We start from the raw sequence: 16,362 nt of genomic DNA, 5'->3' as shown, positions 1-16,362 counted from the left end.
AGCGAACTTCGAGGTGCGCACCTTGGCTTTCCAGATGCCGGACCGCGGCGGGGGCCCGACGGGACCGCGGATCAGAGTCGGCCGACCGTCCCGGCGTGTCCGGACCCTGCTCATGACCCTGGGCGTACTGGCCGTGCTGGCCATGCTCTTTGTCATGTTTGCCGGGTTTTGGACGGATTGGCTCTGGTATCGCTCGCTTCATTACTCCTCCGTCTTCAGCACCACACTGAAGACCAAGATCGGGCTGTTCGCCGTCTTCGGCGTGCTGATGGCCGTGGCCGTGGGGCTCAACATCTGGCTGGCGCACCGGCTGCGGCCGCCGCTCAGCGCGATGTCCCTGGAGCAGCAGAGCCTCGACCGCTACCGGATGGGCATCGCCCCGTTCAAGAAGTGGGTGCTGCTGGCGGTCACCGCGCTGGTCGGTCTGATCGCGGGCGCCTCGGCGGCCGGTCAGTGGCGGATCTGGCTGCTGTGGGTCAATGGGGTGCCGTTCGGTCAGAAGGACCCGCAGTTCCACAAGGACGTCGCGTTCTACGCCTTCGATCTGCCCTGGTACCGCTTTCTGCTGAGCTTCGGCTTCGCGGCCACGGTGCTCTCCCTGATCGCCGCCGCCGTGGTGCACTACCTCTACGGGGGCCTGCGGATCACCAGCCCGGGCGCCCGCGCGACAGGTGCGGCCACCGGCCATCTCTCGGTGCTGATGGGGGTGTTCGTCGCCCTCAAGGCCGTCGCGTACTGGCTGGACCGGTACGCCCTGGCGGTGAAGTCCAGCGACTTCAAGGCGACGGACAACTGGACCGGGCTGCGCTATGTCGACGCCCAGGCGTATTTGCCCGCCAAGACCATCCTGTTCTGCATCGCGGCCATCTGCGCGGTGCTTTTCTTCGCCACCCTGTGGCGGCGCACCTGGCAGCTTCCGGTGATCGGCTTCGGGCTGATGGTGCTCTCGGCGGTCCTGATCGGCGGGCTCTACCCGGCGATCGTGCAGAAGTTCCAGGTCCAGCCGAACGAGCAGGCCAAGGAAGCGCCGTACATCAAGAAGAACATCGACGCCACGCGCAAGGCATACGGCATCGGTGACTCCGAGGTGGCGGACTACTCGGGGAAGACCGACGACAAGGGCGGCGCGAAGGGCGCCAAGCTGCGGCAGGTCGCGGACTCCACCGCCAGCTACCGGCTGATCGACCCGAGCGTCGTCTCGCCGACGTTCCAGCAGCTGGAACAGAAGCGCAAGTACTACCAGTTCCCCTCCACCCTGGACGTCGACCGCTACAAGGGTCCCGACGGCAAGGACCAGGACACCGTCGTGGGTGTGCGCGAGCTCAACCTCGACGGCATCCCCAAGCGGAACTGGATCAACGACCACTTCACCTACACCCATGGCTACGGTGTGGTGGCGGCCAAGGGCACCAACCCCGACCCCCAGGCGGACCAGGAGGGCGCCCCGGCGTTCACCGAGGCCGGACTGCCGACCAAGGGTCGGCTCCCCACCTATCGCCAGCAGGTCTACTACGGCGAGAAGACCGACCAGTACTCGATCGTCGGCGGGCCCCAGAAGGAGCTCGACTACGAGGACGACGGCGAGAAGACCACCAGCTACCGCGGCAAGAGCGGGGTGAGTCTCTCCAACCCGGTCAACCGCGCGGCCTACGCGGTGGCGTTCGGCGAGCCGCAGATCCTGTACTCGGGAGCCATCGGCGAGGGCTCGCGGATCCTGTACAACCGCACGCCCAAGGAGCGCGTCGAGAAGGTCGCGCCCTGGCTCACCATCGACGGTGACGCCTATCCGGCGGTGGTCAACGGCCGGATCAAGTGGATAGTGGACGCCTACACCACGACCAACGGCTATCCGTACGCCTCGCGCACGACTCTGGGTGACAGCACGGCCGACTCGCTGAGCGACGGCGACCGCTCGGTGGTCGCCCAGCAGAACAAGGTCAACTACATCCGGAACTCGGTGAAGGCGACCGTCGACGCCTACGACGGCTCGGTCGACCTCTACGAGTGGGACAGCAAGGACCCGGTGCTCAAGACCTGGGAGAAGGCGTTCCCGGGCACGGTCAAGCCGAAGAGCGAGATCAGCGGCGAGCTGATGGAGCATCTGCGGTATCCGCAGGACCTGTTCAAGGTCCAGCGCGAGCTGCTGACCCGCTATCACGTCACCGACCCCAAGCAGTTCTACAGCGGCAGTGACGCCTGGCAGGTCCCGGACGACCCGACCCAGCGCGAGGAGGGCAACGCGGTTCCGCCGTACTACCTGAGCATGAAGATGCCCGGTCAGCAGAACCAGACGTTCTCGCTGACCACCACCTTCACGCCCAGCGGCCGGCCCAACCTCGGTGCCTTCATGTCGGTCGACGCCGATGCCAACAGCAAGGACTACGGCACGATAAGACTGCTGAAGGTCACCAGCGATGTGCCGGGGCCGCAACAGGTGCAGAGCAAGCTCAACGGGCGTGCGGAAGTGGCCGAGTTCGTCCGTAACCTGCGGGGCACCGACTCCGACATCGAGTACGGCAATCTGCTCACGGTCCCGCTCAACGGCGGCTTCCTGTACATCGAGCCGGTGTACGCCCGGGGCGGCAGCGCCAACTACCCGCTGCTGAAGAAGGTGGGCGTCTCGTACAACGGCAAGGAGCCCGTCTTCAAGGACAGTCTGGGCGAGGCGCTGGACGCGGTGTTCGGAGCGTCGTCCGGCGACGGCGGTGAGAAACCGCCCTCCGGTGACGACGGCGGGGAGAAGCCGCCGTCGAGCTCCAACCCGACGCTCCAGCAGGCCCTGAAGGACGCCGACAAGGCGTGGGAAGCCGGTCAGAAGGCGCTCCAGGAGTCGCCGCAGGACTGGGAGGCCTACGGCCGGGCCCAGGACGATCTGAAGGACGCGCTGGACCGGGCCGCCAAGGCCCAGGAGAAGGCCGGGAAGAACCAGCAGCCGGACGACGGGAAGCAGAACGAGCCGAAGAGCCAGAGCGCCGGGAGCAAGGGCGGCTGACCCGCGCCGACCTGGGAGAACGGAGGAGCGGCCGATCCCCGCGCCGTGATACGGTAGCCGCACAACGGCGCGGGGTGGAGCAGCTCGGTAGCTCGCTGGGCTCATAACCCAGAGGTCGCAGGTTCAAATCCTGTCCCCGCTACTGACACACGAGGCCCGGATCCGCAAGGATCCGGGCCTTGTTGTGTGTTCGGTGAGTGTCCACTCGGGGAACACGGATACAAGCGTTTGGGTTGTCTCTCTGTGGGCAAGTCGACAAAACGCTGAAGTGACCTCCTCGGCTGCGGTATACCAGGTGTACGCCGGATACGAGTGATGTCACGATGGGATATATGGGGGACAGGGTCAGTCTGTTGGAGACAGGGCGTTTTGCGCACACGCATGACGATGCCGAGGAAGAGACCCGGCACCGCCGCGCCGCCGAAGCGGGCGACACCGCCGCGATGAGCGCACTGGGTGCGCTGCTGCTGCGCCGTGGCGATCTCGACGGCGCCGAGCCGTATCTGCGGGGTGCCACCGCCGAGGGCGACCGCGCGGCTGCCAACAATCTCGGCGTCCTCCTCCACCAGCGCGGCTACGCCGACGAGGCGGCCGGCTGGTGGCGGATCGCCGCCGTCGCCGGATCGGCGGCGGCCGCCCACGCCCTGGGCCGCCACCACCGCGAGCGGGGCGATGAGCCCGCCGCCGAGTACTGGCTGCGCCAGTCCGCCGAGTCCGGCCACACGCTGGGCGCGTACGCCCTCGCCGATCTGCTCGAGCACCGCAGCGACATCGGCGCCGAGCGCTGGTTCCGCACGGCCGCCGAGCGCGGCCACCGCGAGGCCGCCTACCGGCTCGCCCGCATCCTCGACCACCACCAGGACGAGGCGGCGGCCGAGGGCGAGCCGCGCCGGGGCGGCGCCGAGGCCGAACCGGAGGAGGCCGAGCAGTGGTACCGGCAGGCCGCCGCGCGCGGCCACCGGCGCGCCGCCCTGCACCTGGGCACGCTGCTGGAGAAGCGCGGTGAGGCCCAGGAGGCCGGGCGCTGGTATCTGACGGCGGCCAAGGACGGCGAGGCCCGTGCCGCCTGTGCGCTGGGCTTCCTGCTGCGGGACGCGGGTGACACCGACAGCGCCGCCGTCTGGTGGCACCGCGCCGCACAGGACGGCGACGGCAACGCGGCGAACGCCCTCGGCGCGCTGCACGCCGACCGCGGGGAGACCCAGACCGCCGAGCGCTGGTACCGCGCCGCCCTCGACGGGGGCGACATCAACGGCGCGTACAACCTCGGTCTGCTCTGCGCGGAGCAGGGCCGCACCGCCCAGGCCGAGCAGTGGTACCGCCGCGCCGCCTACGCCGGGCACCGCGAGGCCGCCAACGCGGTCGCCGTCCTGCTGCTGCAACGGGGCGACGCGGCGGGCGCCGAGCCGTGGTTCTCCAAGGCGGCCGAGTCGGGCAGCGTGGACGCCGCGTTCAACCTGGGCATCCTCCACACGGGCCGGGACGAGGAGCACGCGGCCCGGCAGTGGTACGAGCGGGCCGCCGCGGCCGGGCACACCGAGGCGGCGCTCCAGGTCGGCGTCGCGCTGCTGCGGGACGGCGACGGCCAGGCCGCCGAGCGCCATCTGCGTTGCGCCGCGGGCGGCGGCAGCGCCGAGGCCGCCTTCCAGCTGGCCGCGCTGCTCGACCGCTCGGCGGTCGGCGGTGACCCCACGGCCACCGGCACCGCTCTGGGCACCTCGTCCGGGACGCGGTTCCCGGCCCCGGCGGCCGACGACGGCACCGTCCCCGAGTACGAGGAGTGGTACGAGCGGGCGGCGCGCCAGGGCCACCGCCGCGCCCAGGTCCGGGTGGGCATGCTCGCCGCCGCCCGGGGCGATGTGGTCGAGGCCGCGCGCTGGTACCGGATGGCCGCCGAGGCGGGCAGCAGCAACGGCGCGTTCAACCTGGGGCTGCTGCTGGCCCGCGAGGGCAGCGAGCCGGAGGCCGCCCTGTGGTGGACGCGCGCGGCCGGGGCCGGACACGGCCGCGCCGCGCTGCGGCTGGCGCTGCTGGCGGCCCGTCGCGGTGCGCTGTCCGAGGGGCAGCGGTGGTGTGCGCGGGCGGTCGAGCTGGGGCCCGCGGAGGTCGCCGAGCGGGCGGCCCGGCTGCGGGACGCGCTGCAACAGGAGCTCACGGCGTAGGCGGGAGCCCGCCTGCGCCGTAGGGCAGGTCCGGGGCCATCCCGTTGCGTGCGGGTGGCGCCCGGGTAACCGGTTTGCTCCGGGAGTCGGCCGCGGGTTAAGGTTGGTCCACACCGACGCGGGGTGGAGCAGCTCGGTAGCTCGCTGGGCTCATAACCCAGAGGTCGCAGGTTCAAATCCTGTCCCCGCTACGAGAACGAAGGGCCCGGATCCTCAGGATCCGGGCCCTTCGTCATTTCAGGGCCTGGCTCGGGGGTGTCCGCGATGCCCGGGGCGCCCCCGGGGCGTCAGGCGGCCGCGCAGTCGGGGCAGAGCCCGCGGTAGGTCACCTCGGCCTCGGAGACCGCGAAGCCGAAGCGCTCCCGCGCGGGCAGGTCGGCCAGTGGGTCGCCGGTGGGGTGGACATCACGGATCGTGCCGCACCGCGCACACACCAGGTGCTGGTGGGCGTGGTGGGCGTTCGGGTCGTAGCGCTTGGCCCGGCCGTCGGTGCTGACCTCGATCACCTCGCCGAGCGAGACGAGCTCGCCGAGGGTGTTGTACACCGTGGCGCGCGAGATCTCGGGCAGGCGGCCGGTCGCCAGCGCATGAACCTCGTCGGCGGTGTAGTGCACATGGTCCCCGTCGAGCACCTCGGCGACGACACGTCGCTGCGCGGTCAGTCGCCAGCCGCGTCCTCGGAGCCGTTCCAGCAGGTCACTCATGCCGTTCACCTATCAGTCAGATAAGGACAAGGGTAGCAGCGGGTGAGTCCATGGCCAGATCTGTTATCAGTCTCCATGCGTTCTTGACTTAGACAAAGTCCAATGTAGGGTGGTGCTCACTCCAGACCGAGGGTCACCACACGAATTCGCGGGAGGCGCACGTGACGGTCCAGGGCAACATCAGCGAACCGCTGACCACGGAGTCCGGCGCTCCGGTGGCGGACAACCAGAACAGCGAGACGGCGGGGGCCGGCGGTCCGGGTCTGATCCAGGACCAGCACCTGATCGAGAAGCTGGCCCACTTCAACCGCGAGCGCATCCCGGAGCGGGTCGTCCACGCGCGCGGGGCTGGTGCCTACGGCACCTTCACGGTGACCGCGGATGTGACGCGTTACACCCGCGCGGCGTTCCTCTCCGAGGTCGGCAAGCAGACCGAGACGTTCCTGCGCTTCTCCACGGTGGCGGGCAGCCTCGGCTCGGCGGACGCGGTGCGCGACCCGCGCGGTTTCGCGCTGAAGTTCTACACCGAGGAGGGCAACTACGACCTCGTCGGAAACAACACCCCGGTGTTCTTCATCAAGGACGCCATCAAGTTCCCCGACTTCATCCACACCCAGAAGCGCGATCCGTACACCGGCTCCCAGGAGGCGGACAACGTCTGGGACTTCTGGGGTCTGTCGCCCGAGTCCACCCACCAGGTGACCTGGCTGTTCGGCGACCGCGGCATCCCCGCCTCGTACCGCCACATGAACGGCTACGGCTCGCACACCTTCCAGTGGAACAACGACGCCGGTGAGGTCTTCTGGGTCAAGTACCACTTCAAGACCGACCAGGGCATCAAGAACCTCACCTCGGAAGAGGCCGAGGTGGTCGCGGGCAAGGACCCCGACAGCCACCAGCGCGATCTGCGCGAGGCCATCGAGCGCGGGGACTTCCCGAGCTGGACCGTCCAGGTGCAGATCATGCCCGCGGCGGACGCGGCGGGCTACCGCTTCAACCCGTTCGACCTGACCAAGGTCTGGCCGCACGAGGACTACCCGCCGATCGAGATCGGAAAGCTCGAACTCAACCGCAACCCGCGGAACGTCTTCGCCGAGGTCGAGCAGTCGATCTTCTCGCCGGCCCATCTGGTGCCGGGTATCGGCCCGTCCCCGGACAAGATGCTCCAGGGGCGGCTGTTCGCCTACGGCGACGCCCACCGCTACCGCGTCGGCATCAACGCCGACCACCTGCCGGTGAACCGGCCGCACGCCACCGAGGCGCGCACCCACGGCCGGGACGGCTTCCTCTACGACGGCCGTCACGCGGGCGCCAGGAACTACGAGCCGAACAGCTTCGGCGGTCCGGCGCAGACCGGCCGGCCGCTGTGGCAGCCCGTCGCGGTCTCCGGCCACACCGGTGACCACGTGGCTCCCTCGCACGCCGAGGACGACGACTTCGTCCAGGCGGGCAACCTCTACCGGCTGATGTCGGACGAGGAGAAGGAGCGTCTGATCGCCAACCTGGCGGGCTTCATCGCGCAGGTGTCGCGCGATGACATCGCGCGGCGGGCGATCGAGAACTTCCGCATGGCGGATGCCGACTACGGCAAGCGGCTGGAGGCCGCGGTCCAGGCCCAGCGCGGCTGAGGGGCGCTTGCCGTACCGAACCGGAGAGGCCGGACGCCAGTGGGCTCCGGCCTCTCCGCGTGCCTCGGGCCGGTGTGTTCGGGCCGGGTGCCTCAGGCCATCGCGGGCTGCTGGGCCGGGGCCCAGCAGCGGATGATGTCGCGCACCGAGACCACTCCGACGGGGTCGCCCGCCTCGAGCACGATGAGATGGCGGAAACCGCCGTGCGCCATCGAGCGGGCGGCCTCGTCCAGCGTCCACCCGGGGGCGGCGAAGACGACGTCGGCGGTGGTGTGGGAGTGCGCGGTCTCGAGGTCCGGATCCTGGCCCTCGCCCAGGGAGTTGAGGATGTCGCGCTCGGTGAGAATGCCGAGTCCGCTGGTGTCGGGGTCGAGCACGACGGCCGATCCGACCCGGCGGGCCGACATCAGCCGGGCGGCCTGGCGGAGCGTATGCGCGGGGCCGATGGTGAGGACCACCGAGCTCATGGCGTCACGGACGTACATGGGCATGGATGGAGCCACCTCCTTGGTGAATCCGTTAGAGAACGGATTCACAAATTCACAAGGTCCTGGATTCTCATGTTCACATGCCGTGGCGGACTCAACAAGGGCGCGCGGAAGCGGAACTGCCACTTCCTGGCTCGTGCGCGCCGGTTGAGGGCCCGAGTGAGCCCCGAGCGAGCTCCGAGCGCCCCCGGAGGTCAGGACCGGAGGTGATCCAGCAGCGGTCCGTGGAGCAGTCCGTTGGACGCCGCCGCGTCACCGCTGTTCGGCCCCGGCACCCCGTCCAGACCGGTGAAGCGGCCGCCCGCCTCCTGGACGATCACCGCGTTCGCCGCCATGTCCCACAGCGACAGCTCCGGCTCGGCGCAGATGTCCACCGAACCCTCGGCGACCATCATGTACGGCCAGAAGTCGCCGTAGCCGCGGGTGCGCCAGCAGGCACGGGTCAACTCCAGGAAGCCGTCCAGCTTCCCGCGCTCCTCCCAGCCGCTGAGCGAGGAGTACGCGAACGAGGCGTCGGCGAGCCGGGACACCTGGGAGACCCGCAGCCGACTGGCGGACGACAGACTCCGTCCGGTGTACGCCCCGAGCCCCTCGGCGGCCCACCAGCGGCGGCCCAGCGCCGGAGCCGAGACCACACCGACCACCGGCCGGTCGCCGCCCTCGCCGCGCTCCATCAGCGCGATCAGGGTGGCCCAGACCGGGACTCCGCGGACGTAGTTCTTGGTGCCGTCGATCGGGTCGATCACCCAGCGGCGGGGGCCGCTGCCCTCGCTGCCGAACTCCTCGCCGAGCACCGCGTCGCGCGGCCGGGCACGTTGCAGCTGGCTGCGGATCAGCTCCTCGGCGGCCTTGTCGGCCTCGCTCACCGGGGTCATGTCGGGTTTGGTCTCGACCTGGAGGTCGAGGGCCTTGAACCGCTCCATGGTCGTGGCATCGGCGGCGTCGGCCAGGACATGGCCGAGACGCAGGTCATCGTGGTAGTCGGGCATGGCCGAACAGTATCGACAGGGAATGAGCCGAATCCACATGAGCGCGGGCGCGCCCCGGTGCGTCTGAGCACACGGGTTCCCTTGACAGTGTCTGGCGATCCGTCAATTCTGTCCGCACCCGGCCGGGGAGGTGGCGGTGCCCGCAGCACGCGAATCCTTGTTGGACGCGGCCTACACCGCGCTCGCGGGAGGCTCCTGGGCGGCGGTCCGGATGGTCGATGTGGCCACCGCGGCCGGGGTCTCGCGGCAGACCCTCTACAACGAGTTCGGCGGCAAGGACGGACTGGCCCGCGCCCTGGTACGGCGCGAGGCGGACGCGTATCTGAGCGGGGTGGAACAGGCCCTCACCCAGCCGCCCGGCCCCGCGGACCCCGGGGAGCGGCTGGCCGCCGCGGCAGTCTGGACGGTCCGTGCCGCGACCGAGAATCCGCTGGTCCGGGCGGTGCTCACGGGCTGCTGGGAAGACCGGCTGCCCACACCCTTACGGCTCGACCCGGCGCCCTCGCGGCCGTCGCGCTCCCTGCGGCCCCGGGCCGCGGAGCGGGCGGAGACCATGCCGCCGCTGCCCTCGCCGGTCGAGCTGCTGGTCCAGGTGCGGGAGCGGTCGGTGCGGCTGCTGGCGGATCAGTGGCCGCGGGGCGGGCCGGGGGAGCTGGTCCGCGCCTGCGACACGGCCGCGCGGCTGGCACTGGCCTATGTGGTCGCCCCCGCCCCGGCGGCGGACGTGGCGACGGTGGTGCGTGGCGCGCTGGCCTCGGCGCCGCTCAGTGACCCGAGCCGGAGAGCTGGAGCCCCATCACTCCGACGATCACCAGAGTGATGGAGACGATCTTGAGGGTGGAGACCAGATCGCCGAGGAAGACCATGCCGTAGATCGCGGTGCCGGCCGCCCCGATCCCCGTCCACACCGCGTACGCCGGTCCCACGTCCAGCTTTTTCAGCGACAGTGTCAGCAGCCCGAAGCTGCCCAGGGCGAACACGCAGAAGGCGATCGTGGGCCAGATGCGGGTGAAGCCGTGCGAGAGCTTGAGGCAGACGGCGAACCCGGTCTCGAGGAGCCCGGCGACCACGACCAGCAGCCACGCCATACAGATTCCTCCCGTACCGCTGACGGCCGCTTTCGCCGGAGGGCGCCTGCCTCGATGCGATTATCCATTTACCTCCCGTCGTGGGTGGCAAACGTGGCCGGGGGCCCGGGTCAGTCCCCCTCGCGCCGCTCCCGGGTGGCGAGCAGCCGCCGCAGCGAGTACAGCCGGGCGGGGCCGGCGTGGCCGTCGGCCACCCACTGGTCCAGCGCGCAGTCCGGCTCGTCATGGCTGCACGCGCGCGGACAGTCCGCCGTGCCCGGCTCGAGGTCCGGGAAGGCGTGGATGACCCGCGCCGGATCCACATGGTGCAGTCCGAAGGAGCGCACCCCCGGGGTGTCGATCACCCATCCCTTGTCGTCCGGCAGGGGGAGGGCGAGCGCCGAGGTGGTGGTGTGGCGGCCGCGGCCGGTGACCGCGTTCACCCGGCCGGTGGCCCGTTTACGGTCCGGCACCAGCGCGTTGACCAGGGTTGTCTTGCCCACGCCGGAGTGGCCGACAAAGACCGTGATCCGGTCCGCGAGCCGTTCCCGTACCCGCTCGGCGGCCTGGCCGTCGGTCAGTTCCTCCCGATTGGTGACGACATAGGGCACGCCGAGCGCCTCGTACGTCCCGAGCAGGGTGTCGGCCGGGGCCAGATCGGACTTGGTGAGGACGAGCAGTGGCTCCAGACCCGCGTCGAAGGCGGCCACCAGACAGCGGTCGATCAGCCGCGGCCGGGGCTCGGGGTCGGCGAGCGCGGTGACGATGGCCAGCTGCTCGGCGTTGGCGACCACCACCCGCTCGTACGGGTCGTCGTCATCGGCGGTCCGGCGCAGCACCGAGGACCGCTCCTCGACCCGGACGATCCGGGCCAGGGTGTCCTTGTCGCCGGACAGATCGCCGACGACCGCGACCCGGTCGCCCACCACCACACCCTTGCGGCCCAGTTCACGGGCCTTCATGGCGATGATGGTGCGGTCCTCGACCAGGACGGTGAGCCGTCCGCGGTCGATCGTCAGCACAAAGCCCTCGGCGGCGTCCTCGTGCTTGGGGCGGATGTTGGTGCGCGGGCGGTTGCCCTTGCGGTTGGGACGGACCCGTACGTCGTCCTCGTCGGTGTGCTTGCCGTAGCGGCGCATGGCGGCAGGCTCTCAGGCTCTCCGCGCCGAGGGTGTCGTCGCGTCGAGCATGCCGGTCCACAGGCCGGGGAAGTCGGGCAGGGTCTTGGCGGTGGTCGCCACGTTCTCGATCTGGACACCCTCGACGGCCAGACCGAGGACGGCGGCGGCGGTGGCCAGCCGGTGGTCCTCGTAGGTGTGGAAGATCCCGCCGCGCAGCGGCGCCGGCACGATGCGCAGACCGTCCTCGGTCTCGGTGACATCGCCGCCCAGACCGTTGATCTCCTTGACGAGGGCGGCGAGCCGGTCGGTCTCGTGCAGCCGCAGATGGCCGATGCCGCGCAGCACCGACTCGGAGTCGGCGAGCGCCGCGACCGCGGCGATCACCGGGGTGAGCTCGCCCACCTCGTGCAGATCGGCGTCGATACCGGTGATCCGGCCGGTGCCGGTGAAGGTCAGACCGGTCTCGGTCAGTGCGCAGGAGCCGCCCATCTCGGTGAAGATCCGGCGCAGCTCGTCCCCTGGCTGGGTGGTGTGCTCGGGCCAGTCGGGGATGGTCACCCGGCCCCCGGTGACCAGGGCCGCGGCCAGGAACGGCGCCGCGTTGGACAGATCCGGCTCGACGACCAGGTCGCGGCCGAGCAGCGCGCTCGGCGCCACCCGCCAGACGTCCCGCTCGCCGCCCGCCTCGGGGGTGTCCACCCGGGCGCCCGCGGCACGCAGCATGTCGACGGTCATCCGGATGTGCGGCAGGGAGGGCAGCGCGGCGCCGACATGGCGCACCTCGACCCCCTGGTTGAAGCGCGGCGCGGACAGCAGCAGCGCGCTGACGAACTGGGACGAGGACGAGGCGTCGATCCGCACCGCGCCGCCGTCCAGCGCTCCGCCGCCGTGGACGGTCATCGGCAGCGCCCCGCGGCCGTCGTCGTCGATCCGGGCGCCGAGCGCGCGCAGCGCGTCGATCACCCCGTGCAGCGGCCGCTCGTGGGAGCGCGGGTCGCCGTCGAACCGGACCGGGCCGTCGGCCAGGGCGGCGACCGGCGGCAGAAAGCGCATCACGGTGCCCGCGTTGCCGACGTCGACGGTGGCCGGGCCGTGCAGACCGGCCGGGATGACCCGCCACACCTCGCCGCCGCCGTCGGGACCCACGCCCTCCTCGATGCCCACGCCCATCGCCCGCAGCGCCTCGGCCATCAGCAGGGTGTCGCGGGAGCGGAGCGGGCGGCGCAGCCAGCCGGGTTCGGCGGCGAGCGCGGCGAGGATCAGACCGCGGTTGGTAACCGACTTGGATCCGGGCACGGTGACGGTCGCGTCAACCGCTCCGTCGGCGGTCGGAGCGGGCCAGAGGGCGGAGTGCGCGCCCGGGGAGGTCTCAATGCCGGTCATGGGTCTCACTTTAGTGGTTCGCTGAGAGTGCGAATCTTGATCAAAAGTGGCGAAACCCAGTCGAAACACAGCTCCGCGTCAGTTGGCGCACGGGGTGCGCCGGGGGCTTGTACGGCTCACATCCCCATCAGCCAGCGGCCGCCCGCGAGCAGCGAGCACAGCGAGACGGTGTGGAACATCAGCAGCCAGGCACCAGCCGGAATGCCGGTCAGCCGGGCCAGTTGGTCGGGGTCGGAGTCATACGCGCCCCCGCGGCGGCGCTTGCCCTGGAGCTCGAAGGGCGGGCGGACGCCACCCAGCAGCAGGAACCACACCACCGCGTAGGCGAAGGCCGCCTGCACCTCCGGTCCGGTCAGCCAGGAGACGAGGAGGAAGGCGCCCCCGGTGACCACGACGGTGAGCACCCCGTAGGCGTTGCGGATCATCACCAGCATCACGACGAGCAGCGCCGTGGCCCCCCAGAGCAGAGCGGTGATGTGGTTCGAGGCCAGCAGCCAGGCGCCGGCCACGCCGAGCAGCGAGGGGGCGGTGTACCCGGCGGCGGCGGTGAGGATCATGCCCAGGCCGGTGGGCTTGCCGCGGGAGACGGTCAGCCCCGAGGTGTCCGAGTGCAGACGTATGCCGTCCAGCCGCCGCCCGCTGAGCAGCGCGACCAGCCCGTGGCCGCCCTCGTGGGCGATGGTGATGGCGTTGCGCGAGATCCGCCAGGTGGTCCGGAAGACCACCACCGCCAGTGCGATGAGCCCGGTGGAGGCGACCAGCCAGCTGGTGGGGTCCGGCTGGGTCCCGACGACGCGGTCCCACAGCTCGGCGGCGTTCGTGGCGTCCATGGGCGGGCGACTCCTCGCGGCAGGTGGTGCGGTCGGCAGGCTGCCGGCCGTCGGGCTCGATTCCCGGCTCGGTGGTCACCGGGCGCGGGCGTCGTGGCAGTGTGGCACCTATGTGCGGTCGATACGCAGCGAGCCGGAGGCCGGAGGATCTCGCCGGGATCTTCGGAGTGGAGAAGTGGGAGCCGGAAGAGACCCTGGCGCCCGACTGGAACGTCGCGCCCACCAAGGACGTGTACGCGGTACTCGAACGCCCTCTGAAGGACGCCGCGGAGCCGCGTGCGGTGCGCCAGCTCAGGGCGCTGAAGTGGGGGCTGGTGCCGTCGTGGGCGAAGTCGCCCGAGGGCGGGGTGAAGATGATCAACGCCCGCGCGGAGACGGTGCACGAGAAGCCGTCGTACCGGCGGCCGTTCGCCTCGCGCCGGTGCATCCTGCCCGCCGACGGCTATTACGAGTGGGTGACCGGGTCCGCGGAGCGGCAGCTGGAGGAGAAGGGGAAGCGGAAGCGACCGCGCAAGCAGCCGTACTTCGTGACCCCGGTGGACGGCTCGGTAATGGCCATGGCCGGGCTGTACGAGTTCTGGCGGGACCGGACGCTGCCGGACGAGCATCCGCGGGCGTGGTGGGTGACCTGCACGGTGATCACCACGGAGGCGGAGCAGGAGCCGTTCGCCGAGGTGCCCGGCGGAGCGGGCGAGGGCACCGGACCGCGCTCGCTGGCCGATATCCACCCCCGGATGCCGCTGGTGCTCACCGAGGACCGCTGGGCGGAGTGGCTGGATCCTGCCCGTACCGATCCGGACGATCTGCGTCCGCTGCTGGCTCCGCCGCCCGCGGGTCTGCTGCGCGCCTATCCGGTCGGGACCGGGGTCAGTGATGTTCGCAACAATGGTCCGGAGCTGGTGACGGAGCTGGAGGCGCCGGAGGAGGCCACCCTCTTCTGATCGCGGGGCCGCCGCGGTGGCCGGGAAGAAGGCCGCGCCCGGGTCGTTCCCCGCCGTCCGGCCCCGTCGCAGGGCAGGATGGCCGGGTGAGTACCCAGACGACCGAAACCGTGCCGACCCCGGTCGGCGACGCCCGCATCACCTGGCATCGCGCCCCCGGCGCCCACGCGGTGCTCGCCGTGAGCCATGGCGCGGGCGGCGGGATCGAGGCGCGGGACCTGCGCGCCCTGGCCGCGGCGCTGCCCGGGCACGGGGTGAGCGTCGCCCTGGTCGAGCAGCCGTGGCGGGTGGCCGGGAAGAAGGTCGCACCCGCGCCCAAGACCCTCGACACCGGCTGGCGCGCCCTGTGGCCCGCGGTGGAGAAGGCCGGGCTGCCGGTCGTCGCCGGCGGCCGCAGCGCGGGCGCCCGGGTGGCCTGCCGGACCGCCCGTGAGCTGGGCGCCGCCGCCGTACTGGCGCTGTCCTTCCCGCTGCACCCGCCGGGCAAGCCGGAGAAGTCGCGGGCCGGGGAGCTGCTGGCGGCGGGGGTGCCGACACTGGTCGTCCAAGGGGGCCGGGATCCGTTCGGACGCCCTGAGGAGTTCCCGGAGCTGCCCGCCGGTACCGAACTGGTCGAGGTGCCGCACGGCGATCACGGCTTCGCGGTGCCGAAGTCGGCCGGGGTGGACGAATCCGAGACGCTCGCGATGATCACCGGGGCCGTCAGCGGATGGCTGCCCCGGGCCCTGGGCTGAGCCCGCCGGGTCCCGGGCCGCGCCGCCGGGCCCCGGAACGCCGCGGGAATGCCACGGCCGGGTCCGGTGTTGTAGCGGTCATCGGTATTCACCGCGCGATGGCACCACGAGGAAAGGGAGTTCCCCGCATGGGTTCGCTTGCTTGCCCCGCCCGTCCGCACGCCGCTGACCTGGAGTGGACGGAAGCGGAAGCGGCGCAGACCGCAAAAATTGAAGCGGCGGGCGGACCGGATCGTCGTCTATTCTCCGATTCGAGCGGGTCCGCATCCGGCCCCGCCCCGAAGCTGGAGGAGGTGGGTCAGGTCACTGGGACCGACGCAGAGACCGACGGCGTCAACGAGGGAGTGCCGGCCGAGCGGCCGCAGGAGACGGCTGCCGAGCGCAATGCGCGCTTCGAGCGGGACGCCCTCACCTTCCTCGACCAGATGTACTCCGCCGCGCTGCGCATGACGCGCAATCCGGCCGATGCCGAGGACCTCGTGCAGGAGACCTACGCCAAGGCGTACGGCTCCTTCCACCAGTTCCGTGAGGGAACCAACCTCAAGGCGTGGTTGTACCGCATCCTCACCAACACCTTCATCAACTCGTACCGCAAGAAGCAGCGCGAACCGCAGCGCAGCGCGGCCGAGGAGATCGAGGACTGGCAGCTCGCGCGCGCCGAGTCGCATATGTCGACCGGGCTGCGGTCAGCCGAGTCACAGGCCCTCGACCACCTGCCGGATTCAGATGTCAAGGAGGCCCTTCAGGCCATTCCCGAGGAGTTCCGTATCGCGGTGTACCTCGCGGATGTCGAAGGGTTTGCCTACAAGGAGATCGCCGACATCATGGGTACGCCCATCGGTACGGTGATGTCCCGTCTGCACCGGGGGCGCCGTCAGCTGCGTGGACTGCTGGAGGACTACGCCCGTGGGCGCGGGCTGGTCCCGGCGGGCGCGACCGCCGCGGCGGACGAGTCGCACGATCGGAAAGGCGCGGACTCATGAGCTGCGGAGACCCGCACGAGACGGATTGCTCCGAGGTCCTCGACCACCTCTACGAGTTCCTCGACCACGAGATGCCGGACGGCGACTGCGCCAAGTTCGAGGTGCACTTCGACGAGTGCTCCCCGTGCCTGGAGAAGTACGGCCTGGAGAAGGCCGTGAAGAAGCTGGTCAAGCGGTGCTGCGGCCATGACGACGTGCCCAGCGACCTCCGGTCGAAGGTCATGGGCCGGATCGAGCTGATCCGGGCCGGAGAGGCGGTCCCCGAGCGGGAGATCACCGCGGAGACCCCGGCCCCGGAGAGCGCCCCCAGCACCGCCCAGGAATGACCCGCGGCGGAGTG

At 71.0% G+C, this 16,362-nt stretch carries 15 protein-coding genes and 2 tRNA genes; 10 read left to right on the top strand and 7 right to left on the bottom strand.

The window, feature by feature from the left end:
• Window positions 1–34: 34 nt before the first annotated feature.
• The 4 genes from AC4BEG_RS11130 (at window position 35) to AC4BEG_RS11115 (ending at window position 5,345) form a co-directional block, all read left to right on the top strand.
• Window positions 35–2,992 (top strand): UPF0182 family membrane protein, encoded by a 2,958-nt coding sequence (locus tag AC4BEG_RS11130; protein WP_490707057.1) that lies wholly within the window; start codon window positions 35–37, stop codon window positions 2,990–2,992.
• A 68-nt stretch (window positions 2,993–3,060) separates the two neighbouring features.
• Window positions 3,061–3,134, top strand: a tRNA-Met gene (locus tag AC4BEG_RS11125).
• A 181-nt stretch (window positions 3,135–3,315) separates the two neighbouring features.
• A complete protein-coding gene (locus tag AC4BEG_RS11120) occupies window positions 3,316–5,154 on the top strand; it encodes a tetratricopeptide repeat protein (protein WP_490705719.1) in 1,839 nt (612 codons plus the stop codon).
• 117 nt (window positions 5,155–5,271) lie between these two features.
• A tRNA-Met gene (locus AC4BEG_RS11115) sits at window positions 5,272–5,345 on the top strand.
• A 96-nt stretch (window positions 5,346–5,441) separates the two neighbouring features.
• Here AC4BEG_RS11115 and AC4BEG_RS11110 read toward each other — a convergent pair.
• Complete coding sequence (locus tag AC4BEG_RS11110; RefSeq protein ID WP_490705718.1) at window positions 5,442–5,858, bottom strand: Fur family transcriptional regulator; 417 nt, start codon at window positions 5,856–5,858, stop codon at window positions 5,442–5,444.
• A 161-nt stretch (window positions 5,859–6,019) separates the two neighbouring features.
• On the opposite strand from AC4BEG_RS11110, the gene AC4BEG_RS11105 reads away from it, so the two are divergent.
• Window positions 6,020–7,486: a catalase gene (locus AC4BEG_RS11105; protein WP_490705717.1), complete on the top strand. Its 1,467-nt coding sequence runs from the start codon at window positions 6,020–6,022 to the stop codon at window positions 7,484–7,486.
• A gap of 92 nt (window positions 7,487–7,578) precedes the next feature.
• Here the strand turns inward: AC4BEG_RS11105 and AC4BEG_RS11100 are convergent, their stop codons facing one another.
• The gene (locus tag AC4BEG_RS11100) at window positions 7,579–7,971 is read right to left on the bottom strand and encodes a CBS domain-containing protein (protein WP_490707056.1); all 393 of its coding nucleotides are present in this window, start codon (window positions 7,969–7,971) and stop codon (window positions 7,579–7,581) included.
• 197 nt (window positions 7,972–8,168) lie between these two features.
• The gene (gene hisN / locus AC4BEG_RS11095; RefSeq protein WP_490705716.1) at window positions 8,169–8,963 is read right to left on the bottom strand and encodes a histidinol-phosphatase; all 795 of its coding nucleotides are present in this window, start codon (window positions 8,961–8,963) and stop codon (window positions 8,169–8,171) included.
• 136 nt (window positions 8,964–9,099) lie between these two features.
• Between hisN and AC4BEG_RS11090 the strand changes: the two genes are divergently transcribed.
• On the top strand, window positions 9,100–9,783 hold the full coding sequence (locus AC4BEG_RS11090; RefSeq protein ID WP_490705715.1) for a TetR/AcrR family transcriptional regulator: 684 nt from the start codon (window positions 9,100–9,102) through the stop codon (window positions 9,781–9,783).
• Here the strand turns inward: AC4BEG_RS11090 and AC4BEG_RS11085 are convergent.
• The 4 genes from AC4BEG_RS11085 to AC4BEG_RS11070 form a co-directional block, all read right to left on the bottom strand.
• Window positions 9,728–10,051 (bottom strand): DMT family transporter, encoded by a 324-nt coding sequence (locus tag AC4BEG_RS11085; protein WP_490705714.1) that lies wholly within the window; start codon window positions 10,049–10,051, stop codon window positions 9,728–9,730. The two genes, AC4BEG_RS11090 and AC4BEG_RS11085, sit on opposite strands and share 56 nt — an antisense overlap.
• Window positions 10,052–10,161: 110 nt before the next feature.
• Window positions 10,162–11,169, bottom strand: coding sequence for a ribosome small subunit-dependent GTPase A (gene rsgA / locus AC4BEG_RS11080; RefSeq protein WP_490705713.1), 1,008 nt, complete (start codon window positions 11,167–11,169; stop codon window positions 10,162–10,164).
• A gap of 12 nt (window positions 11,170–11,181) precedes the next feature.
• On the bottom strand, window positions 11,182–12,534 hold the full coding sequence (gene aroA, locus AC4BEG_RS11075; RefSeq protein ID WP_490705712.1) for a 3-phosphoshikimate 1-carboxyvinyltransferase: 1,353 nt from the start codon (window positions 12,532–12,534) through the stop codon (window positions 11,182–11,184).
• 116 nt (window positions 12,535–12,650) lie between these two features.
• Window positions 12,651–13,364, bottom strand: coding sequence for a M50 family metallopeptidase (locus tag AC4BEG_RS11070; RefSeq protein ID WP_490705711.1), 714 nt, complete (start codon window positions 13,362–13,364; stop codon window positions 12,651–12,653).
• A 110-nt stretch (window positions 13,365–13,474) separates the two neighbouring features.
• On the opposite strand from AC4BEG_RS11070, the gene AC4BEG_RS11065 reads away from it, so the two are divergent.
• From AC4BEG_RS11065 to rsrA, 4 genes are all read left to right on the top strand, one after another.
• The gene (locus tag AC4BEG_RS11065) at window positions 13,475–14,305 is read left to right on the top strand and encodes an SOS response-associated peptidase (RefSeq protein WP_490705710.1); all 831 of its coding nucleotides are present in this window, start codon (window positions 13,475–13,477) and stop codon (window positions 14,303–14,305) included.
• Window positions 14,306–14,391: 86 nt separating this feature from the next.
• Window positions 14,392–15,039 carry an alpha/beta hydrolase family protein gene (locus tag AC4BEG_RS11060; RefSeq protein WP_490705709.1) on the top strand — a complete coding sequence of 216 codons (648 nt, stop codon included), beginning with the start codon at window positions 14,392–14,394 and terminating at the stop codon, window positions 15,037–15,039.
• A gap of 293 nt (window positions 15,040–15,332) precedes the next feature.
• Window positions 15,333–16,022 (top strand): sigma-70 family RNA polymerase sigma factor, encoded by a 690-nt coding sequence (locus AC4BEG_RS11055; protein ID WP_490705708.1) that lies wholly within the window; start codon window positions 15,333–15,335, stop codon window positions 16,020–16,022.
• Window positions 16,019–16,348, top strand: coding sequence for a mycothiol system anti-sigma-R factor (gene rsrA / locus AC4BEG_RS11050; protein ID WP_490705707.1), 330 nt, complete (start codon window positions 16,019–16,021; stop codon window positions 16,346–16,348). Before AC4BEG_RS11055 ends, rsrA begins: the two co-directional genes overlap by 4 nt.
• Window positions 16,349–16,362: the final 14 nt, after the last annotated feature.

The organism is Streptomyces sp. JLBJ103 (genome assembly GCF_058215575.1).
This window is presented reverse-complemented; position numbering and strand designations above follow the sequence as displayed.

What these genes read in the sequence shown, in the direction of transcription:
- hisN (WP_490705716.1), bottom strand. Translation starts at nt 8,963, where the DNA reads ATGCCCGACTACCACGATGACCTGCGTCTCGGCCATGTCCTGGCCGAC.
- AC4BEG_RS11085 (WP_490705714.1), bottom strand. Translation starts at nt 10,051, where the DNA reads ATGGCGTGGCTGCTGGTCGTGGTCGCCGGGCTCCTCGAGACCGGGTTC.
- AC4BEG_RS11065 (WP_490705710.1), top strand. Translation starts at nt 13,475, where the DNA reads ATGTGCGGTCGATACGCAGCGAGCCGGAGGCCGGAGGATCTCGCCGGG.
- rsgA (WP_490705713.1), bottom strand. Translation starts at nt 11,169, where the DNA reads ATGCGCCGCTACGGCAAGCACACCGACGAGGACGACGTACGGGTCCGT.
- AC4BEG_RS11070 (WP_490705711.1), bottom strand. Translation starts at nt 13,364, where the DNA reads ATGGACGCCACGAACGCCGCCGAGCTGTGGGACCGCGTCGTCGGGACC.
- AC4BEG_RS11110 (WP_490705718.1), bottom strand. Translation starts at nt 5,858, where the DNA reads ATGAGTGACCTGCTGGAACGGCTCCGAGGACGCGGCTGGCGACTGACC.
- rsrA (WP_490705707.1), top strand. Translation starts at nt 16,019, where the DNA reads ATGAGCTGCGGAGACCCGCACGAGACGGATTGCTCCGAGGTCCTCGAC.
- AC4BEG_RS11100 (WP_490707056.1), bottom strand. Translation starts at nt 7,971, where the DNA reads ATGTACGTCCGTGACGCCATGAGCTCGGTGGTCCTCACCATCGGCCCC.
- aroA (WP_490705712.1), bottom strand. Translation starts at nt 12,534, where the DNA reads ATGACCGGCATTGAGACCTCCCCGGGCGCGCACTCCGCCCTCTGGCCC.
- AC4BEG_RS11130 (WP_490707057.1), top strand. Translation starts at nt 35, where the DNA reads ATGCCGGACCGCGGCGGGGGCCCGACGGGACCGCGGATCAGAGTCGGC.
- AC4BEG_RS11120 (WP_490705719.1), top strand. Translation starts at nt 3,316, where the DNA reads ATGGGATATATGGGGGACAGGGTCAGTCTGTTGGAGACAGGGCGTTTT.